Annotated in this window: 23 protein-coding genes and 1 tRNA gene; 6 read left to right on the top strand and 18 right to left on the bottom strand. The window is 45.4% G+C overall.

Annotated features, from left to right (window positions below):
• Positions 1–9: 9 nt before the first annotated feature.
• From glnE to QLG00_RS13065, 4 genes are all read right to left on the bottom strand, one after another.
• Complete coding sequence (glnE, locus tag QLG00_RS13050; protein WP_282471174.1) at positions 10–2760, bottom strand: bifunctional [glutamate--ammonia ligase]-adenylyl-L-tyrosine phosphorylase/[glutamate--ammonia-ligase] adenylyltransferase; 2751 nt, start codon at positions 2758–2760, stop codon at positions 10–12.
• Between the two features lie 68 nt (positions 2761–2828).
• Positions 2829–4097, bottom strand: coding sequence for a HAMP domain-containing sensor histidine kinase (locus tag QLG00_RS13055; RefSeq protein WP_004933007.1), 1269 nt, complete (start codon positions 4095–4097; stop codon positions 2829–2831).
• Between the two features lie 222 nt (positions 4098–4319).
• Positions 4320–4538 carry a hypothetical protein gene (locus QLG00_RS13060; protein ID WP_004933004.1) on the bottom strand — a complete coding sequence of 73 codons (219 nt, stop codon included), beginning with the start codon at positions 4536–4538 and terminating at the stop codon, positions 4320–4322.
• 234 nt (positions 4539–4772) lie between these two features.
• Positions 4773–6197 (bottom strand): aldehyde dehydrogenase family protein, encoded by a 1425-nt coding sequence (locus QLG00_RS13065; RefSeq protein WP_282471175.1) that lies wholly within the window; start codon positions 6195–6197, stop codon positions 4773–4775.
• Positions 6198–6593: 396 nt separating this feature from the next.
• Here QLG00_RS13065 and QLG00_RS13070 point away from each other — a divergent pair, with 396 nt between their 5' ends.
• Entirely contained in the window at positions 6594–7967 is a 1374-nt protein-coding gene (locus tag QLG00_RS13070; protein ID WP_282471176.1) for an MFS transporter, read from the top strand.
• A gap of 59 nt (positions 7968–8026) precedes the next feature.
• On the opposite strand, the gene QLG00_RS13075 is transcribed toward QLG00_RS13070, so the two are convergent.
• Positions 8027–8113, bottom strand: a tRNA-Leu gene (locus QLG00_RS13075).
• 178 nt (positions 8114–8291) lie between these two features.
• Here QLG00_RS13075 and queA point away from each other — a divergent pair.
• From queA to secF, 5 genes are all read left to right on the top strand, one after another.
• On the top strand, positions 8292–9338 hold the full coding sequence (gene queA, locus QLG00_RS13080) for a tRNA preQ1(34) S-adenosylmethionine ribosyltransferase-isomerase QueA (RefSeq protein WP_282471177.1): 1047 nt from the start codon (positions 8292–8294) through the stop codon (positions 9336–9338).
• Between the two features lie 205 nt (positions 9339–9543).
• Positions 9544–10674: a tRNA guanosine(34) transglycosylase Tgt gene (tgt, locus tag QLG00_RS13085; RefSeq protein WP_004919919.1), complete on the top strand. Its 1131-nt coding sequence runs from the start codon at positions 9544–9546 to the stop codon at positions 10672–10674.
• A 102-nt stretch (positions 10675–10776) separates the two neighbouring features.
• Positions 10777–11106 (top strand): preprotein translocase subunit YajC, encoded by a 330-nt coding sequence (gene yajC, locus QLG00_RS13090; RefSeq protein ID WP_004919921.1) that lies wholly within the window; start codon positions 10777–10779, stop codon positions 11104–11106.
• A 54-nt stretch (positions 11107–11160) separates the two neighbouring features.
• On the top strand, positions 11161–13062 hold the full coding sequence (secD, locus tag QLG00_RS13095; RefSeq protein ID WP_004932990.1) for a protein translocase subunit SecD: 1902 nt from the start codon (positions 11161–11163) through the stop codon (positions 13060–13062).
• A gap of 8 nt (positions 13063–13070) precedes the next feature.
• Positions 13071–14039: a protein translocase subunit SecF gene (gene secF, locus QLG00_RS13100; RefSeq protein ID WP_111812092.1), complete on the top strand. Its 969-nt coding sequence runs from the start codon at positions 13071–13073 to the stop codon at positions 14037–14039.
• Between the two features lie 64 nt (positions 14040–14103).
• On the opposite strand, the gene QLG00_RS13105 is transcribed toward secF, so the two are convergent.
• The 13 genes from QLG00_RS13105 to QLG00_RS13165 are packed head-to-tail and all read right to left on the bottom strand — an operon-like array spanning position 14104 to position 26003.
• A complete protein-coding gene (locus tag QLG00_RS13105; protein ID WP_048765570.1) occupies positions 14104–14376 on the bottom strand; it encodes a hypothetical protein in 273 nt (90 codons plus the stop codon).
• Between the two features lie 42 nt (positions 14377–14418).
• Positions 14419–15063: a 4'-phosphopantetheinyl transferase superfamily protein gene (locus tag QLG00_RS13110; protein WP_025095409.1), complete on the bottom strand. Its 645-nt coding sequence runs from the start codon at positions 15061–15063 to the stop codon at positions 14419–14421.
• A 59-nt stretch (positions 15064–15122) separates the two neighbouring features.
• Entirely contained in the window at positions 15123–15848 is a 726-nt protein-coding gene (locus QLG00_RS13115; RefSeq protein WP_282471178.1) for a 3-ketoacyl-ACP reductase FabG2, read from the bottom strand.
• Entirely contained in the window at positions 15845–16288 is a 444-nt protein-coding gene (locus tag QLG00_RS13120; RefSeq protein WP_282471179.1) for a 3-hydroxylacyl-ACP dehydratase, read from the bottom strand. The genes QLG00_RS13115 and QLG00_RS13120 overlap by 4 nt, the downstream gene beginning before the upstream one ends.
• Entirely contained in the window at positions 16285–17490 is a 1206-nt protein-coding gene (locus QLG00_RS13125; protein WP_076033488.1) for a beta-ketoacyl-[acyl-carrier-protein] synthase family protein, read from the bottom strand. The genes QLG00_RS13120 and QLG00_RS13125 overlap by 4 nt, the downstream gene beginning before the upstream one ends.
• Positions 17491–17500: 10 nt before the next feature.
• Complete coding sequence (locus QLG00_RS13130) at positions 17501–18064, bottom strand: DUF3261 domain-containing protein (protein ID WP_282471180.1); 564 nt, start codon at positions 18062–18064, stop codon at positions 17501–17503.
• 3 nt (positions 18065–18067) lie between these two features.
• On the bottom strand, positions 18068–19360 hold the full coding sequence (locus tag QLG00_RS13135; protein ID WP_111812087.1) for an NAD(P)/FAD-dependent oxidoreductase: 1293 nt from the start codon (positions 19358–19360) through the stop codon (positions 18068–18070).
• A 21-nt stretch (positions 19361–19381) separates the two neighbouring features.
• Complete coding sequence (locus QLG00_RS13140) at positions 19382–21706, bottom strand: hypothetical protein (RefSeq protein ID WP_171494865.1); 2325 nt, start codon at positions 21704–21706, stop codon at positions 19382–19384.
• Positions 21681–22346 (bottom strand): outer membrane lipoprotein carrier protein LolA, encoded by a 666-nt coding sequence (locus QLG00_RS13145; RefSeq protein WP_004943644.1) that lies wholly within the window; start codon positions 22344–22346, stop codon positions 21681–21683. The genes QLG00_RS13140 and QLG00_RS13145 overlap by 26 nt, the downstream gene beginning before the upstream one ends.
• A 2-nt stretch (positions 22347–22348) precedes the next feature.
• A complete protein-coding gene (locus tag QLG00_RS13150; protein WP_004932955.1) occupies positions 22349–22777 on the bottom strand; it encodes an acyl-CoA thioesterase in 429 nt (142 codons plus the stop codon).
• Positions 22778–22790: 13 nt separating this feature from the next.
• Complete coding sequence (locus QLG00_RS13155) at positions 22791–24314, bottom strand: aromatic amino acid ammonia-lyase (RefSeq protein WP_282471218.1); 1524 nt, start codon at positions 24312–24314, stop codon at positions 22791–22793.
• A 25-nt stretch (positions 24315–24339) separates the two neighbouring features.
• Positions 24340–25263, bottom strand: coding sequence for an acyltransferase (locus tag QLG00_RS13160; protein WP_282471181.1), 924 nt, complete (start codon positions 25261–25263; stop codon positions 24340–24342).
• 2 nt (positions 25264–25265) lie between these two features.
• On the bottom strand, positions 25266–26003 hold the full coding sequence (locus tag QLG00_RS13165) for a glycosyltransferase family 2 protein (protein ID WP_004932947.1): 738 nt from the start codon (positions 26001–26003) through the stop codon (positions 25266–25268).

The following is a 26003-nucleotide window of genomic DNA, read 5'->3' on the forward strand; positions in this document are numbered from 1 at the left end:
TTTACACAATTATTTACTCTCCAACGCCATAAAATTTGCCGTTGGATCTATTAATCTTTGCCATAACTTGCAAACGATCACTCGGGTATCGTGCCAATCCGCAGCGTTCACTTGCATGGATTGATTTGCAAGTGCTAAACGGTGGCTCTCGGCTCGTTCGCTTAGATAGGCGTGTATTAATGCTGTGGCATCTTCACTGGATAAGCAGCCTGCTTGAGCAGCATCTTCTAGAATTCTTACATTATCGGAAAAATGGGCGAGATCAGAATTCGACCCACTCCATGCTAGAACCACATACTGTGCCATAAATTCGATGTCAACGATACCTCCCGCATCCTGTTTTAAATGAAAAATCCCATGTTTTTTTTGTTCATTTGATGAGCCTAGATGATCTTTCATCTTCTGACGCATTTTGAGCACTTCAGCGCGCACATGTGCTTCATCGCGCGGCTGAGTCAGAATCTGACAGCGAATCGCCTCAAACTTTTCACGTAGTTCAGGCTCACCGGCAATCGAGCGCGCACGAACCAGCGCTTGATGTTCCCAAAGCCATGCATTTTTAAGCTGATACTGCTCAAAGGCTTTTAAACTCGTCACTAAAAGCCCGGCCTCTCCAGAAGGTCTGAGTCGCGTATCAATTTCATAAACACGACCATCAAGCGTTTGTGTGGTCATGTATGAGAGAAATTTCTGTGCCACCCGCATGGCAAACTCAAATCCGGTAATGGTTTTATTGCCATCAGTTTCGGCTTGCTCATCAAAAGAATGAATAAAGACCAGATCCAGATCTGAGCCGTACCCCAGTTCAATGCCACCGAGCTTACCATAGCCTATTACGGCAAATCCTAAATGATCGGCTGAGCAACGCTTACCCGTAACATCTTGTGGATAGCCGTGTTTTTTTGCCACGGTCTGATATGACAGTTGCAGTGTGGCCGCCACACTGACTTCTGCAATATCGGTCAATGCATCAGAAACTTTCATGAGTGGACTTTCAGCCAGTACATCACTGGCTGCCACAGTCAGGACATTGCTTTTTTTAAACAAGCGCAATACCTGCATTTGTTCTTCGACTTGATCTAGCTCAATCCGTAATAGCTGCTGACGCAATGAGTCTTCAAGATCTTGACGGGTAGGCAAGCCAAAATCCATGGTCAAAAACTCATCGAGCAATACCGGATACTGGCTCAGTTCTTCACAGATCCATGGACTGACGGTAGCCATTTTGACCAAACGCTGCATGGCACCGCGACTTTCCATCAACATGACCAGATAGACCGTCCGGCGCATAACCGACTCGACCAAAGGCATCAAACGCATCAAGGCCAGTTGAGGGTGTTCAGATTGTAAAATTGCCTCAATCAAATATGGCCAAAAATCTTTTAAACGCTGTACAGCTTTCGCAGGTAGTTTTTTTAGGGCATTGCCATGCCAAAACTCGTGAATTAAATTTTTAGATGCATCATCCAGCACTTCTGCAAGTCGCTGCTCAAGCTGTGTATCGGTCTGCTCAGGTGCTGTTATTTCATCCTGAATCAAATGCTTAAATTGTTCACTGACTTTTTCACGTTTGGTGTTGAGTGTATTTAAAAACGCATCCCAAGTCGGGTAATGCAAGGTATCCAAAATACGCTGACGTAGCTCTGGATCATGTGGCAAAGATTGGGTTTGCTGATCATTCAAGGCCTGAATCGCATGTTCGACGCGTCTGAGAAACAGATAAGCATCTTCAAGTTGCACCACTGCCTCAGGCGTAAGTAGCCCGACTTGCCCAAGATGATGCAAACTTACCAAACACTGCCGATCTTGCAGCTCACGTTTTGAACCGCCATAAATGAGCTGAAATACCTGAACAATAAACTCGACTTCGCGAATACCACCTGCTCCAAGCTTGATGTCATCGGCGATATTACGACGTGCGACTTCACGCTCAATCATGCTTTTCATTTCACGCATGGCTTCAAATGCCGAATAGTCGACGTAACGACGAAATACAAAAGGCCGAGTCATCTCCATCAAATGTTCGCCATGAACGCCCCCACTGATAATACGGGCTTTGATCCACGCATAGCGCTCCCACTCGCGTCCATGCTGAATCAAGTATTTTTCCAAGGCCACATGACTAATCGCCAAGGCTGAGCCATCGCCCCACGGCCTTAAACGCATATCAACACGAAAAACAAAGCCATCTGCGGTGATATGGTCGAGCAGATAAATGAGTTTTTGTCCCCACAAAATACAAAATTGCTGTACATCGATGGATTTTCTGCCCTGCGTTTCACCTTGTTCATCGAAGGCAAAAATCAGGTCGATATCACTAGAGAGATTAAGTTCTTGAGCACCTAGTTTGCCCATACCAATCACTATTAAATCTTGAACTTCACCAGAATAACCGAGCGGTTCGCCGTGCTTGGCCAGCAAAGGCCCTAATGCAAAGCGTTTAGCGGCACAAATACTGGCATCGGCAAAATCGGAGAGTTCGCGGGTGAGCGTGACCACATCGGTCTGTTGATTGGCATCTTGCCAGATCCAGCGAAACATCAAACGTGCACGAAGAATCCGCAGGCTTTTCATCCATGTGGCTTCGTCTTCAATACCCTCGAGTGTTTGTTCAACTGTTTGAAAAATATCGTCACGGGAAAGGTGAGCAGTAAACCGATCAAGTTGAAAGTCCTGCTCGAGAAAGGTGCTGTGTAATTCGAGCACGTGTTCTGCGTATTGACTTGATCTTAAAGTTATTTGTAACTGCTCAGCATTCATTGAATCAAACCTGCAACTTGAGTGTTTGCATAGTTATAGCAGTTACATGCTAAAGATGGGAAATCTATTTAAACCAATTTTACTTCTGTATCAGCATGTTCAATCACATTGTCGGTTACGTGCTGCGCCGCAGGCAATATCACACGAAAAGTTGTACCTTCGCCTTCTTTTGATTCAACCTTAATCGAACCAAGATTTAAATCGACAAAGCGCTTACACAAGGTGAGCCCTAAACCTGCACCTTTTTCTCCAGCGGTTCCACGAAAACTTACCGTAATACGTGGCTGAAAGACTTCTTTAAGCTGCGACTCGGTCATGCCATGACCCGTATCCTGTACAGCAATTTCAACATTTTCAGCAATTTGTTTGGCCGAAATACTGACCCGGCCTGTACCGTCCATAGGCGTGAATTTCAGTGCATTCGACACCAAGTTTTGAATCAGCGAAGTAATCATGTTGATATCGGCAAAAAGCTTGATGTCTTCAGGTACATCGTCGATGAGCTGAATATTTTTTTTCAGCGCAAAGGTATTCAAAATGCTCATGACAATGGTGGTCACTTGCTTAAGATTAAAACTGATGGGATGGTATACGAATCGCCCGCCCTCAGCCATCGCCCAATTGAGTAAACTTTCAAGCAAGTTGTAAGTCGACTGCGAAGTGTCATAAAGATAGTCTGCTATATTTTGAACACTTGACTCATCTAATGTTTCACGCTCTTTGGCCAATACTTCAGAGAAACCCAGCAAACCATGAAATGGAGCACGTAGGTCGTGTGCAATAATTGAAAAGAATTTGTTTTTACTAAAATTCAGCGCTGACTGCTGCTCATAGAGTTCTCTGAGCTCTTCAAAATTAAACTTGAGTTCGGCATGGCGCACAAATCCAGCGGTATAGCTCTGTACCAGTTCAATACTGGTTGGATCAAAAGATGTCAGTTCATCATCAAAAAAGATAGCAACCCCTATCGACTGCTGATCGGATTTTTGTAAATTAATCGCAATTAAACGCTGATAATTTACACCCAATGTCTGTAGCACCTGACATAAATGCATATATTGCGGGTGCACAGCATCGAGAACATCCATGTTATGGACTGCACGCAACGATGGTATTAATTCGATTTTAGATAAAGCATGAAGACCGTCATGATTGATATGCCATACGTACGGTTCTTCCTCAAAGCTTAGAATGGCATATTTGACATTGAGAAGCTTAGTGGTAAAACTGACATAGCGTTGTACTAGGTCATTGTCACTATTGAGTCCAAGCAGAAGCGATAGGCGGCATGCACTTAGCTGATCTGCTTGATCAAGTCGTATTAGTTGCATTTTCATGCGAGCCTCGCCACGATTGTGATTATTATTGATTAGATTTAATAAATTTAAACAACAGCGCAACAAAATAGGGATACACCTTATACATTTAACAAATTTTTCTAATAAAAGCAATTAGAAAACTACAGACCCTCTCCTGTTACCAACGTAAAACGCGTATAAAAAAACCACCCCATGCGAACATGAGGTGGTGAGTGAATTTTTTATGCGTGAGCGTATTTGTTATCCACCGACAATCCGATAAATACGGTTGCTCTTTTGGCTTTCAAAGAGTAGCTCTGTCGAAGGGAGAATCGTTTCATTTTCCACCTCGATTTTCTCGACACGCTGATACAGGCTCAGTTCTGCACCTGTAGGTGATTTGAGCTGATCTTTTAATAGCGCAATCGCGGGATATACTTTTTCAAATTGATCTTTCACCTTAATTTCTAAACGATTCATCGTGTTCTTCCTAAATTTTTTACTGCCTTTTTGTATAGCATGATTTTTGCTCAACCATCTCGCTAAGTTGTTAAATTTTATGGCATTGTTTCAGTGTGTAATATCGATTTAACATGTACTGCTATCCATCTCATTTGCAACACTATTTTGAGATCACTAAAGAGCTACTTTAGATGGTGATTGTATTTTTAACGTACATCGCCTCAAAAAGTGGTTAGATGAATACTGAGTCAGCTAGACTGCATACTGAATGGCTTGCTTTTTAGTAAACAGCAGCAAGCCATCTAAACCAAATGCATAACCCAATCCAGACTGTTTCCAGCCTCCAAACTCTGCAAACGGTGACACATCGGCATGACTGTTAATCCACACTGTACCAGTCTGCATCTTTGCTGCAATTTGGTGGGCTTGAGCCATGTCTTGCGTCCATACTGAACCACCCAATGCATAGGAAGACTGATTAGATTGCGCAATTACTTCATCAATATTGCGAAAGCTTACAACAGGTAATACTGGCCCAAATTGCTCTTTTGCAAAGATTTCACTGTGCTCATCGACATCGGTCAAAATTAAAGGCGCAATAAAATAGCCCGCTTCAGGTACTCGAGCAAGATTCTGATTCGCAATTTTGGCGCCTTGTGCAACGGCATCCTCAATCATATTTTTGACTTTAAGATACTGATTGCGGTTTTGCACTGGACCAAGCGTGGTGTTCGTATTGCGACCATTGCCCAGCACCTGAGCATCGGCAATTTGTGCCAGTGCCGCCACCATTTGATCAAAAATACTCTCATGTACATACAAACGTTTAATACAGGCACAGGTTTGGCCGGCATTTAAAAAAGCACTCATAAAAATCTTTTGCGCCGTTTCTGCCACATCGACATCTTGTAACACAATCGCGGCATCATTCCCCCCAAGCTCAAGCACCACATGCTTGAGTTGATCGGTTGCCGCAAACAGGATTTTTTTGCCCACAGCAGTAGAGCCTGTAAATACGACTTTCTCAATTTCTGGATGCTGACTCAATGCAGCACCTACCTCACCCGCACCTAGCACCAGATTACATACGCCTGCGGGTACATGTCGCTGAATGATTTCAATCAGTTTGATGGTGCTCAGTGGCGTAAATTCTGAAGGCTTGTTGATGACACAGTTTTTGGTTTTCAGTGCCGGAATTACGTGCCAGATGGCAATCATAAACGGCCAGTTCCACGGTGTAATCGAGGCAATCACGCCCAATGGACGATGAAAAATGCTCATCTGTTTACCCATTGGATCGGTATGCTGCAAAACTGGCACTTCAAACTGATTGGTCACCTCAAGCCAGTACAGCGCCATATCCACTTCCATTTCGGCTAAAAATAGCGGCTTACCTTGCTCAAGAGTAATCAGCTCAGCCAATACTGAACGCTCAGCTTTAATATCTTGGGCAATTCGATCCAGACTCAAGCGAATCTGTTCGTCAGAGGTATATTGCCATTGTTCAAAGGCTTTTTTTGCAGCCAAAACAGCATCATCGACCTGTGCTGTGGTTGCCGCTTTGCATTTGACAATGACGCTTTCGGTCGCAGGATTAATGACCTCAAATGTTGGGCCCTGTCCTTCTATTGCCTTGCCTGCATAATACATCGCTGTATTCATGGTGATCTCCGTCATTGTATTTTTCCTTGGCATTTTTTGTTGATGCATTTTTTATTACGTTGTATCGAACGCTTGTACTTCCCGACTTTCTTTCTTGTGACTGACAGATGCTTTTTACAGATGAGCTAGCGTTCTACCGATCATGTCGTATCAACATACTTATTTATTCACACATAATATTGTATTAGTTTGTTATTTCATATCATATATAATTAAAAAAAACAATAAACCAATGATTAATATAATTTTAAAAAAATATTTACGATACATTTTAATTTTATTATTTATTTTTATGTATCTTTTAATTATTTTTTAAATCATACTCAAGTGGCGATGTTTTGAACAGGAATTCATCTACATCGGCAGCATTAGAGCTAAAAATATGACAAGAATTGAAAAGGAAAACACCACATGGAAAAAGCCACGTCACTCCCCTTAAGCAGGCCACATGCACAGCAGAGTACACAAAAAATCGCCTTTGCCACTTTAGCCGGCACCACCATCGAGTGGTATGATTATTTTATTTATGCCGCAGTGGCCGGACTGGTCTTTAATCAGTTGTTTTTTAAACCCGCAGGCCCAGTTTTTGCGACACTATTGGTGTTTGCATCGGTGGGAATCAGTTTTATTTTTCGTCCACTTGGTGCCTTCGTGGCAGGCTATTTTGGTGACAAAATTGGCCGTAAAACTATTTTAAGTGTCACTCTCATCATGATGGGAATGAGTACTGTGGCCATCGGGTTACTCCCCAGCTACGACACGATTGGCATTGCAGCACCCATTTTACTCATAGTACTTCGAATCATTCAGGGCATTTCGACAGGAGGCGAATGGGGTGGCGCCGTACTCATGGCGGTTGAACATGCACCTCAAGACAAGCGCGGCATGTTTAGTGCTTTTCCTCAACTGGGAGTCCCGTTGGGTTTGTTATTGGCGTCACTCATGCTCGTGATCATGATCGGATACGTTTCACCGGGAGACGAATTTGTACAATGGGGTTGGCGCATTCCTTTTCTGGTGAGTATTTTTTTATTTGTACTGGGACACTGGATTCGACGCTCGGTCGATGAGAGTCCAGTTTTTGATGATCTGAAGCAAAAAGGCACTGCTGAGCAGCCAATTCGAACACTGTTTAAAAGCTATAAAAAAGTCGTTTTCACGGCTGCACTTCTGATTGCTGGCACGACATGTCTGGGCTACATGACCGCAGGTGGTTTTTTGCAAAGCTATACCACCAATCCAAATGGCCTCGCCTTGGATCGACCAACCATTTTATCACTGGTCAGCGTTTCTGCTCTAATCTGGACATTTTTTACTTGGTTTACTGCCGTGCTCTCAGACAAATATGGTCGTAAGCGTTTATATGTGATTGGCTCAGTGATTCAAATTGTGACCGCACTTTGCCTATTTCCGCTGGTACAAACTGGTGACTACCTTAATATTATGATTGGTCTGGCGTTACTGTCTGCGGGCATTGGAATGACCTATGGCGTACAAGCCGTGTTTTATGCGGAGCTTTTCCCCGCATCTATTCGCTTTACCAGCATTTCCATTACTTATGCAATTGGCACGATAATGGGCGGTGCATTTGCGCCCCTAATTGCAGCGGCCCTGATTATCAAACCAAATGGCATTTTTTGGGTAAGTAGTTATCTATGTTTGATGGCAACGCTGGCTTTTCTGGCTATTTGTGTGTTTAAAGATCGCACAGGCATTCGCCTAGAAACCGATAATGAAGAACAACAAAAAGCAGCGTCTTTTGTATGGTCATCAAAAAGAGAATAATATTGAGTCTAGACAAGAAAAAACCCAGACCATTTAAATGATCTGGGTTTTTAGAATCTTGGTCCCGAGGGTCGGACTCGAACCGACACGTTCTCTCGAACAGTGGATTTTGAGTCCACCGCGTCTACCAATTTCACCACCTCGGGAAGAGCATGATGCTGCTTTGTGATGCGTATATTATCTGATTTTAAAATCTTGTCAACGTTAAGATATTGAGTTTTGCTCACTTTTAGTACAAACAGTGAAAAATCATAAAAAAAGCGCGCTGCCCAATCGGTTTGAAAAGCTCTATACTATCGCCACGTTTTGGTTTGTACTCGAGTTATGCAACTTTCCGATTTCAATTTTGATCTGCCTGACGAGCTGATTGCCCGTTATCCACTTGAAACACGCTCCGCATCGCGTCTGCTTCATCTTGATGCGCAGGGTCAATATCATGACCATGCCTTTACCGACATTCTAGAGCTTCTCGATGAAGGTGACCTTTTGGTATTAAACGACACCAAGGTCATGAAAGCCCGACTCAAAGGCAAGCGCGCATCAGGTGGAGCAGTTGAGGTATTGGTAGAGCGTATGCTCGATAATCGGATTGCACATTGTCATATCAAATCCAGTAATTCACCTAAAGCTGGTGCAGAGCTATTTATTGGTGAAGATCAAGTCTCTGTCACTGTACAAGGCCGTCATGAAAATCTCTATGTGGTTGAATTTTCTCAGCCGATCTTGAGCGTGCTTGACCGTTATGGTCAATTGCCTATTCCGCCGTATTTTAACCGTGAAGCCGAAGCCATCGACACCGAGCGCTATCAAACGGTATTTCACAATCCAGATAAAATTGCCAGTGTAGCCGCACCTACCGCCAGCCTGCATTTCGATGAAACACTCTTGGCCAAGCTTGAAGCCAAAGGCATTCAAAAAACATTTGTGACCTTGCATGTGGGTGCTGGTACCTTTTTACCGGTACGTACAGACGACATCAAAAATCACATTATGCACAGTGAATGGTGTGATGTACCTGAACATACTGCAGAATTGATTCGTCAGGTGCAAGGTCGTGGCAATAAAGTGATTGCTGTCGGAACAACGGCCACGCGTGCCTTGGAAAGTGCAGCACAGGCCAATGGCGGAAAAATCGGTGCATGGACAGGCGACACCCAGATCTTTATTTATCCGGGCTATCAATTTTGTGCGGTTGATCGCCTCATCACCAATTTCCATTTACCAGAATCGACCTTACTGATGCTGGTGTCGGCCTTGTCAAATCGCGACAATATCTTAAATGCGTATGCACATGCTGTAGAAGCCCAATATCGCTTCTTTAGTTATGGTGATGCCATGCTGATTGATCGCGCAGCAACCCAAGTCAACTAACAAGTTTAATACTTTACGTTATATCTGTTTGACTCAAAAATGCCCGACATATCGTCGGGCATTTTTTATACTTAAGGCAACGCTTTTAGTGTTTTCGTTATCTTGTACATTTAGTAGTAGCACTCTCAGGACAAATCAAGGAAAATAGCCGCCTTTAAATAGGTTAATCAGCGAACTGTTTTTTCGCCTTGATTTGGAAAGTTGCATGAAGTTTGAAAAATTAGGTCAATCTGGCCGCGCCCGTCGTGGTCGTTTAACCCTTGCACACGGCGTGGTCGAAACACCTGTGTTTATGCCTGTTGGCACATACGGCACTGTAAAAGGTATGTTGCCGCGCGATATCGAAGAAATTCAAGCGCAAATTATTTTAGGCAACACCTTTCACCTGTACTTGCGTCCGGGCCTTGAGGTAATTAAAGAGCATGGTGGATTACATGAATTCATCAAGTGGGATAAACCGATTCTGACCGATTCAGGCGGCTTTCAGGTGTTTAGCCTTGGCGCGATGCGTAAAATCAAGGAAGAAGGTGTGACCTTCCGCTCACCGATTGACGGTTCAAAAGTGTTTTTGTCACCTGAGATTTCTATGGAAATCCAGCAAGTGCTCAATTCCGACATCGTGATGATTTTTGACGAATGCACGCCCTACCCAGCCACTCACGAAGAAGCACAAAAATCGTTGCAGTTGTCTTTGCGCTGGGCCAAACGTTGTAAAACCCATCACCACGAACAACTCAATAATACCAATGCGCTATTTGGAATTATTCAGGGCGGTATGTATGAAGATCTGCGTGATGAATCCCTCAATGGTTTGCTCGAAATTGGATTTGATGGCTATGCCATTGGTGGGTTATCGGTAGGCGAACCGAAAGAAGAAATGATTAAGGTACTCGATTATCTGCCGGCTAAAATGCCAGAAGATAAGCCGCGCTACCTAATGGGTGTGGGTAAACCGGAAGATATCGTCGAAGCGGTGCGCCGTGGTGTCGATATGTTCGACTGCGTAATGCCGACCCGTAATGCGCGTAACGGTCATTACTTTGTGACAGACGGTTTGGTGCGTATCCGCAACAGTAAATATCGTCATGATCAAAGCCCGCTCGATCCACATTGCGATTGCTATACCTGCAAAAACTTTACCCGCGCCTACCTTTACCATCTTGAAAAATGTGGTGAAATGTTGGCATCAATGCTCGGTACAATTCACAACTTACGGTATTATCAACGCCTGACTCAAGGCATTCGTGATGCACTTGAGCAGGGTACCTTTGATGAGTTTGTCACCGACTTCTACACGCGTCGTGGTTTAGATGTACCACCCGCACCGGTGGATTAATTCATCAGAATTTGCGCTCAACAAAAAGACAAGGTAAATTGCAGAGCGAACTGGTATTTTTGTCATAATTTGACGCCCATTTTTTAACTTTAGGAAACCAAAATGAGCTTTTTAATTTCTACTGCTCACGCTGCAGATGCGGCGCCGCAAGGTCCAGGCATGATGGCTAACATATTGATGATTGTTGTATTTGTTGCAATCTTCTATTTCTTGATCTGGCGTCCTCAATCAAAACGTGCCAAAGAACATCGTACTTTGGTTGAAAGCCTAGGTGTGGGCAGCGAAGTTGTTTTTGCTGGTGGCTTAATGGGCCGTATCACCAAAATCGAAGGCGATTATGCTGTGGTTGAATTGAGCCGTGGCGTAGAAGTTAAAATCCAACGCGCCAGTGTAATTTCAGTTTTACCTGAAGGCACACTCAATAACCTTTAATCAAAAAGACAGTCGTGCACCCCGCACGACTTTTTCATTTTAAGAAGAAAGCGAATGCGTTACCCTGCATGGAAATATGTGCTGATCATTGTTGTTTTGATTATCAGCACTTTATACGCACTGCCAAGTTTGTATCCAGACGAGCCTGCTGTTCAGATTTCTGGTGCCAAAGCCGGTACTCAAATCGACCAGAGCATGGTGCAAAAAGCAGAGCAAATTTTAAAAACTGCCAACATCACCAGTCATGACAACAGCTTTGCCAACAATGCTGCCCTGTTACGTCTTAACTCATCGGAAGATCAGCTCAAGGCACAGGACGTATTGCGTCGTGATTTAGGCGACAACTATGTGGTGGCGTTAAACCTTGCCCCGACCACGCCAGAATGGCTTCAGAAAATTGGCGCCAAGCCAATGAAACTGGGCCTCGACTTACGTGGTGGCGTACACTTCTTGCTCGAAGTGGACATGAACAAGGCGATTGCGCAGCGCATGGAAACGTCGGTCAGTGATATTCGCCGCCAATTCCGCGACAACAATATCAAGTTCAATAGCTTATCGCTTAACAACAATGCGATTGTACTGCAATTTGCCAATAACGCAGATCGCGACACGGCTATGGACTTTTTACGTCGTAATGGCAACGAATACACACAACAGGCGGTCGCAACGGCAACTGGTGCATCACTGCGTCTGAGCTACACCGATGCTCGTCGTCAGGAGATCGAGTCGTATGCGGTCAACCAAAACTTAACCACATTGCGTAACCGTATTAACGAGTTGGGCGTGGCTGAAGCTTTGGTTCAAACTCAAGGCAGCAACCGGATTGTGGTGGAATTGCCTGGCGTTCAGGATACTGCTGAAGCCAAGCGTGTTCTAGGTCGTACGGCCAATCTTGAGTTCCGTTTGGTTGCCGATCAAAATGATCAATATATCGACCCGTATACCGGTAAATATAATGGTCAGCCATTGCCACCGGGCACAGAGTTGTTTGCCTATGAGTCACTCGACAGTGGTCGTCAGTTGTTGCTTAATCGCAACCGCATCTTGACCGGTGAACGTGTGCAAAACGCAAGTTCTGGCTTTAGTCAGGATACAGGCGGTGCCGAAGTGAATATCACGCTCGACAGCGCTGGCGGTAAGCTCATGGCAGATGCGACACGAAATGCAGTGGGTAAACGTATGGCGGTGTTGTTTATCGAAAATAAACAACGCGTCAGTTATGTGACGGATCCGGCAACTGGTGCACAAACCGAAGTGCGTACACCATATACCGAGTCGGTCATTATCAATGCCGCGACTGTTCAAGCTGTTTTGGGCTCACAGTTCCGAATTACTGGTCTCGATTCTCCTCAAGAAGCGGCTGAACTTGCGCTGATGCTTCGTGCGGGTGCGCTTGCAGCACCAATGTACTTTGTTGAAGAACGCGTGGTTGGTCCAAGCCTTGGTCAGGAAAATATCGACAAAGGGATTCTGTCTACTGAAGTCGGCTTCCTTCTGGTCGCGATCTGGATGGTGGTGTTCTTCCGCTTGTTTGGTTTGATTGCAAACTTTGCCCTCGTGTTTAACTTGGCAATGATTCTCACGGTAATGTCTTGGATTGGTGCCTCGCTCACCCTGCCGGGGATTGCCGGTATCGTCATTACCATCGGGATGGCGGTCGATGCGAACGTACTAATTTGTGAACGAATACGTGAAGAAATTAAATGGGGGGCTTCACCCAAGCAGGCCATTGTGGCCGGCTATGATCGTGCCTACAACACCATTTTTGACTCGAACTTAACCACATTTTTGGTGGCGTTCATTTTGTTTGCAATTGGTACAGGTCCAATCAAAGGTTTCGCAGTGACGCTAATGATTGGTATTGTCTGCTCGATGTTTACTGCCATTACCGTGACCCGTGCAATTGTACAGCTCATTTATGGCAAACGTCGTAACTTGAAAAAGTTGAGCATATAAGGAGATCGATGATGACTGATATGACTCAACCTAAACCCAAGCAGTATGGCCGTCCAGACAACGAGCGGGTGATTCCGTTTATGAAAATTGCCAAACCAGCGGCAATTTTCTCGGTCTTGCTCACCTTGGCCAGTATCTTCTTTATTGTAACCAAGGGCCTTAACCTCGGTTTGGACTTTACTGGCGGCGTTTCGGCAGAGCTGAATTATTCGCAACCGGTGAATCAGTCCGCTGTTTCACAAGCGCTTGATAAAGCCGGCTTTAAAGATGCTGTCGTACAAACACTTGGCAGTAATAAAGATCTGATCGTGCGTATGCCTGTACAAGATGATCTCAAAGTCGATGATCTTAGCAATGCGCTGACCAAGGCAGTGCAATTGCCAAATAACACGGCCGTGGTACACAAGGTCGATGCTGTTGGCGGACAGGTGGGTAACGAGCTTTACCTTCGCTCTGCTGGTGCTGTGGCTTTGGCATTGATTCTGATGCTGGTCTACGTGACCATTCGTTTTGAATTCAAGCTTGCGATGGGCGCTGTGATGTCGTTATTCCACGATATCATTATTATCATTGGTGCTTTCGCGCTGTTTCAATGGCAGTTCGATTTAACCGTGCTTGCGGCTGTTTTGGCGGTCATTGGTTTCTCACTGAACGATAACATCGTGGTATCAGACCGTATCCGTGAAAATTTCCGTAAGATTCGCGGTGCAACACCACGTGAAATTGTCGACATTGCATTGACCGAAACTCTCAGACGTACCATTCATACTTCCATGACCCTATTACTCGTGGTTCTTGCCATGATGTTCTTGGGTGGTGATGGCTTGAAATGGTTCTCTGTTGCAATGTTTGTAGGTGTCTTTGTCGGAACCTACTCTTCGATTTATATCGGAACAGCATTTGCACTGTGGCGTGGTCTGAACCGTCAAGACTTTGTGGTTCAAGTCAAACCTGAATTTGAAGATGATATTCCATAATCTTTAAATTTGAGTGTTATTAAAAATGCCAGCAATCTGCTGGCATTTTTTTTAATAATTACATTTAAGATTGTGTTTTGGTTTTGGCCTCGAAATCGAGCTGACGCTGGCGCTCTCGCCGATTAATCTGCTCAATCTTTTCGAGTACATACTGAATCGCATAGTAAAATCGGGCAAATAACATCATGACAAAAAAGGTATAAAATGCAGATAAGTCAAACTGGTCTGCATGCTGAAAAAATTTTTTATAACAGGCAGCCACCATCGAAATCACCATCATCGTGGCAAAAAAATAGTAAATAAATTGAATGTCTTTATCACGTATTTTTAATTTCATACTTATGGTCCAAAACGTTAACAACAATAAGAAAATTTAATTTTAAGGACGAAAAATTTGTATTTTTGGCAGAATGAATTGACCACATCCGATGTCTGAGCGCCATGCCACACACAGCATGGCAGCGCCAAGATCGAAGCACTGATAGGCAAAAATACCCAATCGATCATCTACGATTTGACCTTGATCAGAAGTGGGATGCATGTGCGTATTTAGAGTGTTTAAATCGAGTCGTATACCCATACCATGCGCTTTTAAAATCGCTTCTTTGGTGGTCCATACCTTGAACCAATAACGCACATCTTCGTCTAAAGCTTTCCAGCATGCATACTCATCGGGGTGAAAAGCATGCTGAGCCAAGGCATCAAAGCGGATTTTACGGTTCAAACTTTCGATATCTACACCGATATCTGCCACGCGATCACTGATTGCCAAGGCATAGTCATCCTGACTGTGTGAATGATTAAACGCCAAGGTTGAATGGCGTAAATACGGTTTTCCGTGCGCGGTTACTGCATAATCCAGAGCATCGATTGATGTGTGTAAATGTCGGGCAATCTGCTGGTCGCGGTAGCCATAGATTTGCTCGCGTTTATACTGCTGATAATCACGTCTGGAAGCAAAATCGATCATTTCTGCCTGAACAATTGCCGAAAGCGGACACACATAAACCTGAATCGTTTTCAAAGCTCAAGCCTCAATCAGGTGTCTTGAGCCAAACACAGCTTGAGTATAGCAACGCGACATCAATGCATTCCCCCATTGACGGAAATAACCTGACGGGTGATGTAGGATGCCTCATCGGAGCATAAAAACCGAACCAGACTGGCCACTTCGTTGGCTTGACCTAAGCGTTGCATTGGGATCATGGCTAAAGCATGCGACTTGACCTCTTCTGCGACCATCTCGGTTTCGATCAGTCCTGGTGCCACACAATTGACGGTGATTTTACGTTTGGCCAGCTCAAGAGATAAGGCCTTGGTTGCACCAATCAGTCCTGCTTTGGCTGCACTATAGTTGACCTGCCCTCGATTGCCCATCACGCCCGAAACAGAAGACAACGTCACAATACGGCCGCCTTTTCTCAACTGAATCATCGGCATGATGATGGGTTTCAATACATTGTAAAAACCATCGAGCGAAGTAGAAATCACTTGATCCCAGTCATCATCTAGCAGTGCCGGAAAGGCTGCATCACGGGTCAAGCCAGCATTGAGCACCACCCCGTAAAAAGCGCCATGCTGTTCGATGAAGGCCTCAAGTTGTTGCTTAGTTCGTTCACGGTCGGTCACATCAAACATCAAGACATCACTGCGACGTCCCAGCGCTCGAATCTCATCAGCAACGTGATTGGCTTCGTCGATGCGTGAACGCGCATGCACCACCACATCAAACCCCGCCTGTGCCAACGCCAACGCAATCGCTTTTCCAATGCCTCGACTTGATCCTGTGACTAAAATACGTCTGTTCATATTTGACTCTGCTCTGGCGTCATTGAAGGAGGTTCATATACGGTAAGAACGGCACAAATACAATACCCACCCTCATCAATACAACACTCAAATTGTCCTAAGCCATCATGCATCGACTGTTTCTCAACCCGAATGGTCAACTGTGTTCCCAAGGCAAAAAATGGCACAGGCAGATTCAGCTTACGTGTCCCGAGCAAAAATCCCACCTTGGGCCCTGCGCTGTTTAAATGACCCTGATAACCTGAAAATGCACTAATGGTTTGTGCCATTAGCTCGATACTGGTCCAGGTGGGTAGCCCTTGTGCAGTACAAAACATTAAGTCTGGCTGAATTTTTAAACTTGCCACCGCATACGTATCGGTGATTTCAATCAGATCATCCACCAACAGCATCGGTGCCTCATGCGGAATATACTGGCTGGCTTTTTCTTGTAGGATCATTTTAGGCACCGTCCAAAAATCAAACTGACATTGCTGCCACCAAAGGCAAAGGAATTACTCATCACATAATTCAAAGTATGCGCATGATCATTAGCCATTACATAGTGCTGATCATTGAGTTCAGGGTCTAAGCCCGTATGTTGCTGATGGAGAGGCAGCCACGACTGATCAAGCAATACGTGCTGACAAATAAATGCTTCAATCGCGCCCGCAGCACCTAAACAGTGTCCGGTACGATGTTTGGTGCTACTCAGTTGAGGGCCTTGTTTGCCAAAAACTTGACGCACTGCTTTGATTTCCATCTGGTCATTTTGCGGGGTTGCTGTGCCATGTAAATTCAGATAATCAATTTGTTCAGGCAAAATACCTGCTGTATCAAGTGCGCGCTGCATAGCCTGTGCTGCTCCAACACCCTCTGGATGCGGTGCAGAAATATGCCAAGCATCCATCGACTCACCTACACCTACCAGCATAATCGGGGCCGACTCACGGGTGAGTAAAAATAGCCCTGCTGCTTCTCCAATATTGATTCCGTCACGCTTATCACCACAGGGCTGACAAATCTCGCGTGAAAGACTTTCTAAACTGTTAAAGCCATTTAAAGTGAGTCGGCAAAGCGTATCGACCCCACCCACCAACACTGCATCGACCAATCCAGCTTGAAGCAAACGCTGGCCGGAAATAAAAGCTTTGGCACTCGATGAACATGCTGTTGAAATGGTATAGGCAGGTCCTTGCCAGCCCAAATAGGCACGCAATCCTTTTGCCAATGCATTCATTTGTTGTTTGTGATGATTAATTTTGGCATGCGGCTGATCATGAAAATGGGCGGTAAAGAGTGCCTCATTATCGGAAATACCAGACGTTGATGTTCCCACAACCACTGCCAATCGCGTTGAATCTAAGTGCGCTGTCATTTGACGAAGTGGCTTTTCAATTTGCTGTAATGCGGTAACAGCAAACCTGAGGTTACGTGATTGCCATTTTTCACATTCAGGTGGTAAATGCTCAACCATCTCACCGGTATAAGCACCCACCCAGACCTCGCGCTCTACAAGTAGATCCGAACGGAGGCTTAAACTCGGCGCAACATCCGAGCAGCCTAATTGTGTGCGCAGTTGACTCGGCTGGTCGCCCAATGCCGACAGGCTGGCACTCAGTTGTATCCCAACGGCAGCAGCATGGTGATGTTGATCTTGCATAATGATGGTTCTAGTTGGATTCTAAAGTGTTTTCAATAGATGAAAAGGTCATATGATACGGCACCTGAATATTATCAAGATCGATCGTGTCGGAGCTGTGCCGAAGATTCAATACTTTTTGATTTTGAATATAAACGTCTTGGCCAGTTGCGGTGGGTTTTACCGTTATCGTAGCGTTTGATTGCTTGGTAAAATCAGGATAAGTGGCCACCAGAATATCGCGGACTAAAAATTCAAATGGCAACAGTCGCATTTCATCAATTCGCTGCTTCACGATCACCCGATGGCCATCGTAGTCCACATCAAACAGTTGCTGTCCTGTCAAGGTCAATGCCACCATTTGCAATGCTTCGCCTTGCTGACGCTGATACAGCAAAAAACTAAACTGCTTGCTGCGCCAACGGACATCGACCTGATCCTGTCGGACGTAATCGCGATGTTGTTGCTGTAGTTGTGCCCACTGTGGCTGCGGCAATCCAGGTGCTTTGGGCGTAAAGCTTTGACATGCACTCAGCACCGCCATGATTGCGCCAATCACCATCCATCGTCCGCATGTTTTTAAATACATCGGCATGACTTATACGGCCTCCTGACGACAATATTCAGCCAAGTTACTCAAACGCCGTTTGGCATTTTTATGCATTGGATTCTTCATGTCCCAAGCGTAACCTGCCAATAATGAGGCAATCATGCGCTCAATCTCGTGATTTTTTTTGCTAGAAAATACGACATCCTGAAATTCACCTGAATACCATGCCTCGACATAGGCACGAAATACACTGATCCCCTCACGCAGCGGTTTTTCATACTCGTTCAGCCAATCGATACACTCACCTTGTAAATGACGCACAACCAAAGGCACCGCCAAACTCGATGATTTCATGGCAATGGTGACTCCCGACGAAAAAACCGGATCGAGAAACTCGCCTGCATTGCCAAGCAGTGCATAATTGGACTGGGCCAAATGTTTCACATTGGCGGAATATCCGGTCAGGCTATTTACAGGCATATCGAACTTCGCCTGCGCAAGAACCTTCGACAAACTCTGGTCATCGGCTAGAATGCGGCGCAATAAAGGTTCAGGTTGATCTTGCGCAGGATCATGGCTTAGGTATGTTTCAAAAAAGTCATGTTCAGCCACCACCCCAAAAGAGCTGCGACCATCCGCAAAGGGAATTAGCCAGTACCAAGCACGGCGGTCTTTATCATGCACTGTAATTAAAATCTTTTGACGATCAAAGGCAGGGTTATCGCCTATGCCATCTTCAATATGCGTAAACAATGCCCGACGAACAGGAAAGTTCGACGGCGACTCCAAATCAAGCAATTTTGGCAGCACGCGACCAAAACCACTGGCATCGAGTAAAAATTTGGCCTGAATTTGATAGCTTTGTCCATCTTCGCTGCGCACGGTCACGCACGGCTCGTTTGAGTCGACATCGACGCTGAGCACATCGTGTCCAAAGCGGAGATCAGCACCCAATTGTTGGGCTTGCTGCGCTAAAAGATGATCAAAGTCGCTGCGGCGAACTTGCCATGTGGTGCCTGGGCCATCACTAAATTTATCGGTGAAATCATAGAAACTACGTTCGGTTCCACGTAAAAAAGCGGCGCCATTCTTAAACTGAAAAGCGCAGGGTTCAACATGTGCTCGAATGGTCTCCAGCAGCCCTGCTTCTTCTAAAAACACCATACACTGCGGCAGTAGAGATTCGCCTATGGAAAAGCGCGGGAAATGTTGTTTCTCTAGCACAAGCACATTAAGGCCATGCTGGCGCAGCAATGCAGCGGCCGAGCTTCCCGCCGGGCCAGCACCAATAATCACCACATCGGTGTATTCATTCGAGTGTTTTAAACTAGATGGCTGCATACGACACATGACCTGTAAATTTTAGTTATTGGACGGATAATGTGAAATCACCTGATGCGCTTCATCGGCTTTGGTAAATAGCGTCGCATATACAAAGGAAAAAATGACGCCAAACAAAACCGTCAGACCAAAACAATGAATTGCATAGGTATTGCTTAATGATAATAAACCAAAACCGAGCAAAGTCGACATCATACACAAGAATAATGCCATCCCCACGACCTGTGGATGATCGTGACCGTGACGATAGAAAATGGCATAGTCCACACCAATTCCAACAATCAAAAAGGTGGCCATAATACTAAACAGATTGATCTCGACACCAAGCCATGCCTGAATTGCAAAAGTCGTCAGTAAGGCCAGCGATACAGGCATCACCAACGGAACAACCGACCTTGGCCCATAAATAGCACCCAATCCAACAGCCAAGGCGATCAATGCGTAAAACAGCAAGTGCTGGGCCTGTATGCGGTGTTGTTGGAATAAATCTGACAATTCTTGTACGGGCTGCTGCAAAATAATCTGATTATTTTCCAGCGCACGTAATGAACTACTGTCCTGAATACCACTTAGCATGACCAGTCGTTCGGTCGGACTCACCTGCAAAAATGCCAGTGGATGCTCGCTAAATGCGTCTAAGGTCAGCGCAGGTGTCTTTCCAAGCTGTTGCTGCCAGCGTTGCAACGTCTCCAGCGGCAAACCCAGCGCTGTTGCATATTGTGCCAATTCAGTTGCTGGGATTGTTTTGAGCATTGCAATATGTTGCTGTTGCTGCGCTACCGTTGGAATCCATTGCCCGAGTGCCTGCACACCAGTCAACTGCCCTTTTGCCTGTAACTGGGCAAGCTGCCCCAGCAAACGCTGTTCGTTTTGTTGCATATGCTCGGGTGTATCGCCGCGCACAATAAAATATTCACTGCCTTGCTGTCCGGTAAAGCGGCTACGCACATAGTGATCTTCCTGCTTAAGCACCTGATCCATGCTTTGCAAGTTGCGAATGTCATCATTAGGTTTTAAAAACAACAGACTGACACCACCAATTACAACAATCGAAAGCAGCGTCAGGTAGCGCACGCGTGTGTGCTGCAAGAACCAGACACGCACTTTGCCCACCCATGCCAAATGTCGAATAGCTGCTTCGGCATGCAATGGAGGCAATCGAGGCAATAGCAAAATGCTGGTGATCCACGCCGAGACCAGCCCCACAATAGAAAACACGGCAATCTGGCGAAAGCCCGGAAATGGCGTAATACTTAAAAACAGATAGGCCACCACAGTGGTCATAAGCCCCATAAACAAGCTGGGCAATAGCGGTTTTAAAACGGCAAATCCATTGAGCTTGCGATGTTGTGACTGCATCGCCATAAAGTAAAAAGAAAAATCGACACATACCCCGATCAAACTTGCGCCGAATACCAAGGTCATCAGATGTATTTCAGAAAAAATCCAGTGAGTGACAGCAAAAGCCACCAAACTGCCTGTAGTGACGGCAATAAACTCGGTAAGGAGTGGGCGAAGTGAACGAAAACCAAACCAAACCAGAAACACCAATCCCAGCGTAGAGCCTAGGCCAATCGTGGAAATTTCTTGTTTGGCCGACTGGGTACCATAATTGGCAAACAGCAACGTACCTGTCCAGTGACTGGTCACCTGCATGCGATTCAACTGTTGTCGAGTCGTATCGATCCATGCCGATACTTGCTCTTGATAGTCGATATTGTACGGGCTTTTGCTCAGATTCAAGGTAAATAAGCGAGAGATTTTTCCCGGCTCATGCAGCGTGGCAAAACCATTTTCCAGTTCAATATTGCTGCTTTGCAGGTGCTGTGCATTGGCCATCAGATAGCGACTAAACAGCATGAATGGATCTTGGGTTAGTCCTTCTGCTGTCACGGGCATACCCGGCGTCATCAATTGCAGCAAACTTTTTTCGGTCAGTGCGGCATAGTCCTGCTTTTGTAGCAGGGCTTGATCCTCTGGGCTAAGCAGGCCATCACGATGCTGGTACATCACTCGACCAATCTGCTCTACGTCGGCTTGAGGCTTTAAGGGTGTAAATAACGGATTATGCCGCAATGACTGCTGCAAACTTTGCGTGGCCTGCTGCATCTGCGCGGGTGTCTTGGCATCGAGCACTAAAAATACGGTCTGGTTGAGCTGTCCCGCGACATACTGTTGCGTACGTTCTAACTGGGTATCTTGACTGAGTTTTGGCAGTAGGGCAAAAACATTGGTTTGAATATGAATGTCTTTTTTTAACCATGCAACACCCAAGATTAGGCTAATGACCAGTAAGATCATGAGCCATACCAAGCCGAGCTTATTTTGCCAATTGGAAAAGTGCATTTTCATGAGCAGTGAGTGTCGCAGGTTGGGCGCGTTGTTGGCTAAAATTCAGAACAGTGCTGTTATTGCCTTTTTCAACAATCACGATTTGGTTAATAAATTGCTGACCATTTAAATCTACTTGTGAAAAAAGCTTTTTAAATAAAGTACTTTTTGGCGTCATTTGAATCGACCAGCCTTGCGGATTGATCTTGGCCTGCGTCACATTAAAGTGCTGATCCAATACTGCTGGATTACCCGACATCAATTGTAAAAACAATGTCGCCACAGAACCATAAGGTGATTTGGCCACATCTAACTGACTCATGCTTTTACTGGTTTTTTGAATCAGTTTGGTCGGCGTGACCACAATGTCGGCTTGTACAGGACGCTGTAACTGCCACAGCACACCGCTGTTTTTTGAGAATACGAGCTGACCTGTCGAAACAAAAGTTTTATTTAACGACGCCAGCTTCTTTTTTTGCTCAAAATCAGCACGTACTGTCGAGGTTTGTGCCAGTTGTTTAAAGATCTGGTTTACCTCAGGCGATGTAGCATGCGCATTGTTGAAAAGAACGATACCCAATAACAATGCACTCAAAACCGCCATCACGGCGCTGTGCCAGCGATGTGCCACATGACCAAAATGCTGTGTACTCATGCTTATGACTCCTTTAAAGGATGGAAGTCGGCCCATGCATTCAAACGCTCGAACAAGATTTTGGGCGACTGAAAACACATGGCTTTGCTCTGGATATCCACTGCCACTTGTGTCGTGTAGCCTTTGGTTAGACGTTGACCTGTTTCATTGTCGAAGATCACATACTCAATTTTCAAACGAGTCTCCCATTCTTTTAAAATGGCGCGAACCCGAATTTTTTGCTGAAACTGAATGCCTTGCACATATTTGACATGACTTTCAATCACTGGCCAGAGATATCCCGAGGCTTGCATTTGCCGATAGTTATAATCAAATTGATCCAACAATTTACAGCGCGCAATTTCGAAGTATTTCAAATAATAGCCGTGCCAGACCACATTCATGGCATCCACATCGTGAAAAGGCACTTCAATGATAACCTCAGCCTGCATATTGCTGCTCCTGTTACTGCATCCAAGATGTATTGGACAATTCAAAGTTGGCGAAACGATCAACAATCTGTTGCAGTTCGGTTTGCAATGGTCGGTCTTCAATGAGTAAATCAAATGAGGCTAAGGTCCAATCGCGAAATGAGCCCAATACAGGGCTAATCTGAGCCGAACGTCCTTTTAAATGCAGTGCTTGTACACTGGCACAGCACAGCGCTGCCATCACCTGCTCGGTTAATGCAATCACACGGCTTGCATCTCGGGCGGCAATGGTGCCCATACTGACTTTATCTTGGTTATGACATTCGGTAGAACGAGAAAAAATTGAAGCCGACAATGTATGTTTTAGGGCTTCTGCAGTCCAAGCAGATACAGCAATCTGAACCGCTTTAAATCCATGATTGAGCGGCAAACGCTCTGCTGTGGCACCCGTCAGATTACGCGGTAGGCCGTGATTCATTTTATGATCGACCAATTGCGCCAGCTGACGATCCATCAAATCGGCCAGATTGGCCACCATGATTTTCATGCTGTCCATGGCCTGTGCAATATGCCCGCCATAGAAATGACCGCCGTGCAAGACCCGTAACTGATCGGGATCAATCAACGGATTGTCATTGCTTGAATTGAGTTCATTTTCGATAAATTGACGTAGCCAGACTTTTGAATCTTCAAATACACCAATCACATGAGGCGCACAACGTAGCGAGTAACGATCTTGCAGACGCGGACTTTGCGCCGCTGTTTGAGCCGCCTCGTTAAGCCACGTACGCAATTGTGCCGCGATTTTTTGCTGACCCGGATGCGGTTTTTGAGCAAATAAAACTTCATCAAAATGGCTAGGATTACCGTCGAGTGCGACCACATTCAGTGCAGTAACCAAGGTCGCCGCCGTACTTAATTGTGCTGCACGCATATAATTCAGACAGGCCAGCGCGGTCATGACTGCCGTCCCGTTCATCAGTGCCAACCCCTCTTTAGGGCGTAACACCAACGGCTGTATGCCTTTTGCACGATACACATCGGCCACAGGCACGATTTCACCCTGATAATAGACTTCACGTTCGCCAATCAGGATTGCAGCAATATAAGACAGCGGTGTCAGATCACCACTTGCGCCTACCGAGCCTTCCGAGGGAATAACCGGAATAATATTTTCATTGAGCATCCATGTGAGACGTTCAAGCAGCGTTAGTGATACGCCCGAAAAGCCGCGTGCCAATGAGCATAAGCGCACCAAGACCACCGCACGGGCACTCACTAGATCCAGATTTTGCCCTAGTCCGCAGCCGTGAAAGCGTGATAAATGCAGCGGCAACTCATGCACTTGATGTGCAGGCACATTGACCAAGCAAGAATCACCATAACCTGTGGTCACACCATAAATGACACCATCTCGTTGCAGCAATTCATCCAGAAAGTCTGCTCCACGCTGGATACGCCCGCGCCACTCGGTATCGTTCGGCAAGGCCACCATGGCCCCCGCATGTGCAACCTGAACCACGTCTTCAATCTGAAGTGGCTGTAGTCCAACGGTAATGGGTGTAGTGGCTGCGATCTTCAAATTATTTGTTCCAAAAATGATAAAAGTTAAACCATTGATACGGTGCGCGTAGGCAATGCTGCTCTAATAATGCAACATAGCGCCCTGTGACCTGTTGCATGGCGTGCAGACGATCTTTTCGAGGTAAATTGACGACATCAGCAATCTTATGCACATGCACTTCAAACTGCTGCTGATGTCGATAACAAAACACGGCTAAAACCGGCACCTTGAGTAAGCTGGCCAGTATCCAGGCACCTTGTGGCCATGTGGCTTCACGTCCTAAAAATGCAAGATGCTGAACGCGATCAGAATCTACAGGCGTTCGATCTGCCGCAATAATCACCCATTCCCCTTGTTTGAGTTTTTCTTCAAGTAAAATGGCGGTTTCAAGTCCAAGTTCATCGACTGAAATTAGATTGACATCGACCTGATCATTGAGACGTTTTAAAAAGCGATTAAATTCAGTGGCATTTTTTTGATACACCAAAATCGTGACTTTCTGTGGATGTTCCGCTTTAATCGCCCGAAATAATTCGATATTACCAAAGTGAGACACCACCATTAAGGTACCTTTTTGGTAGGCTTCACGAAAATGCTGATCGCCAAATAGCTTTAATTTTTGTTCAGGAACATCGCCCAGCCAGCCTTCCATTTTATCTAAAATACATTCACCGAAATTCATAAAATGACGGTAGCTGTGTAGCCATGAAGGCGCCGAAATAAAGGGCGAACGCGCACCAGCAAACTGGTGTAATTGCCTTAAATAAGCCAGCGATGCCTGACGTGCAGTCACCGCAAATAGCCAGTACCATGCAATCACGATAAGCATCAATTTGCGGCAGAACCAGCGCCCGCCCAAGCGATAAAAATACAGCACGACCATCAGCAGGCTTGAACTGCCACGCTCTCGGATTTTGCTCCAATCTTGTGTCGGCTGCTGCATATTTAGCCCTTAATTTTTTGTTTCAACAATCGTGGTAAGCGCTTGAGCATACCGCCCACCAAGCGAATATGTGCCTGCGTCACCCCAATATTGTCACGCAACAAATGATAGTGCGAGATTCCATCATCAGGGTAAATCACAGGCGTTGGTACATTAATAAAATGCAGATTTTCCCATTTGAGACGTACTAAAATTTCGGTATCGAAGCCCATACGCGGTTGGAACTTGCTTGCTTGAATCAGTTTAAGGGTGGGTGCCAGCGGATAAACGCGAAAACCACACATACTGTCTTTAATCTCAAACGATAAACTTTGAATCCAGACCAAAATATGCGTCAGATAACGTCCATACAAACGTTCTTTCGGGATGGAGTCATCAAATATAGGCTGCCCGATAATCACGCGATCGGGATATTGCTGCGAGACCGTCAGAAATTTTTCAATATCATCCCAGTGGTGTTGGCCATCGCAATCGATTTGTAAGGCATGGGTCAGGCCCAACTGATCGGCATAGATCAGACCTGTGATGACGGCCTGCCCTTTGCCCTGATTATATGGATGCTCGAGCAGATGAACCTTGATGTATTTCTGATCCAGCTCACGCATCTTTTGGGTACAATGGGCATCACTGCCGTCATTAATCAAAATGATCTGCAAATCGAATTGATCAAGCGTGGCCACGAGCTGATCCAAATGGTGCGGATGATTAAACACCGGAACAATAAAACCATAATTCGTCAT

Origin of the sequence: Acinetobacter sp. V89_7, assembly GCF_029967895.1 — a bacterium.
GTDB lineage: Bacteria > Pseudomonadota > Gammaproteobacteria > Pseudomonadales > Moraxellaceae > Acinetobacter > Acinetobacter soli.

Excerpts from the sequence above, each read along its gene's own strand:
- glnE (WP_282471174.1), bottom strand. The coding sequence starts at position 2,760 with ATGAATGCTGAGCAGTTACAAATAACTTTAAGATCAAGTCAATACGCA.
- QLG00_RS13055 (WP_004933007.1), bottom strand. The coding sequence starts at position 4,097 with ATGAAAATGCAACTAATACGACTTGATCAAGCAGATCAGCTAAGTGCA.
- QLG00_RS13060 (WP_004933004.1), bottom strand. The coding sequence starts at position 4,538 with ATGAATCGTTTAGAAATTAAGGTGAAAGATCAATTTGAAAAAGTATAT.
- QLG00_RS13065 (WP_282471175.1), bottom strand. The coding sequence starts at position 6,197 with ATGACGGAGATCACCATGAATACAGCGATGTATTATGCAGGCAAGGCA.
- QLG00_RS13070 (WP_282471176.1), top strand. The coding sequence starts at position 6,594 with ATGGAAAAAGCCACGTCACTCCCCTTAAGCAGGCCACATGCACAGCAG.
- queA (WP_282471177.1), top strand. The coding sequence starts at position 8,292 with ATGCAACTTTCCGATTTCAATTTTGATCTGCCTGACGAGCTGATTGCC.
- tgt (WP_004919919.1), top strand. The coding sequence starts at position 9,544 with ATGAAGTTTGAAAAATTAGGTCAATCTGGCCGCGCCCGTCGTGGTCGT.
- yajC (WP_004919921.1), top strand. The coding sequence starts at position 10,777 with ATGAGCTTTTTAATTTCTACTGCTCACGCTGCAGATGCGGCGCCGCAA.
- secD (WP_004932990.1), top strand. The coding sequence starts at position 11,161 with ATGCGTTACCCTGCATGGAAATATGTGCTGATCATTGTTGTTTTGATT.
- secF (WP_111812092.1), top strand. The coding sequence starts at position 13,071 with ATGATGACTGATATGACTCAACCTAAACCCAAGCAGTATGGCCGTCCA.
- QLG00_RS13105 (WP_048765570.1), bottom strand. The coding sequence starts at position 14,376 with ATGAAATTAAAAATACGTGATAAAGACATTCAATTTATTTACTATTTT.
- QLG00_RS13115 (WP_282471178.1), bottom strand. The coding sequence starts at position 15,848 with ATGAACAGACGTATTTTAGTCACAGGATCAAGTCGAGGCATTGGAAAA.
- QLG00_RS13120 (WP_282471179.1), bottom strand. The coding sequence starts at position 16,288 with ATGATCCTACAAGAAAAAGCCAGCCAGTATATTCCGCATGAGGCACCG.
- QLG00_RS13125 (WP_076033488.1), bottom strand. The coding sequence starts at position 17,490 with ATGCAAGATCAACATCACCATGCTGCTGCCGTTGGGATACAACTGAGT.
- QLG00_RS13130 (WP_282471180.1), bottom strand. The coding sequence starts at position 18,064 with ATGCCGATGTATTTAAAAACATGCGGACGATGGATGGTGATTGGCGCA.
- QLG00_RS13135 (WP_111812087.1), bottom strand. The coding sequence starts at position 19,360 with ATGCAGCCATCTAGTTTAAAACACTCGAATGAATACACCGATGTGGTG.
- QLG00_RS13140 (WP_171494865.1), bottom strand. The coding sequence starts at position 21,706 with ATGCACTTTTCCAATTGGCAAAATAAGCTCGGCTTGGTATGGCTCATG.
- QLG00_RS13145 (WP_004943644.1), bottom strand. The coding sequence starts at position 22,346 with ATGAGTACACAGCATTTTGGTCATGTGGCACATCGCTGGCACAGCGCC.
- QLG00_RS13150 (WP_004932955.1), bottom strand. The coding sequence starts at position 22,777 with ATGCAGGCTGAGGTTATCATTGAAGTGCCTTTTCACGATGTGGATGCC.
- QLG00_RS13160 (WP_282471181.1), bottom strand. The coding sequence starts at position 25,263 with ATGCAGCAGCCGACACAAGATTGGAGCAAAATCCGAGAGCGTGGCAGT.
- QLG00_RS13165 (WP_004932947.1), bottom strand. The coding sequence starts at position 26,003 with ATGACGAATTATGGTTTTATTGTTCCGGTGTTTAATCATCCGCACCAT.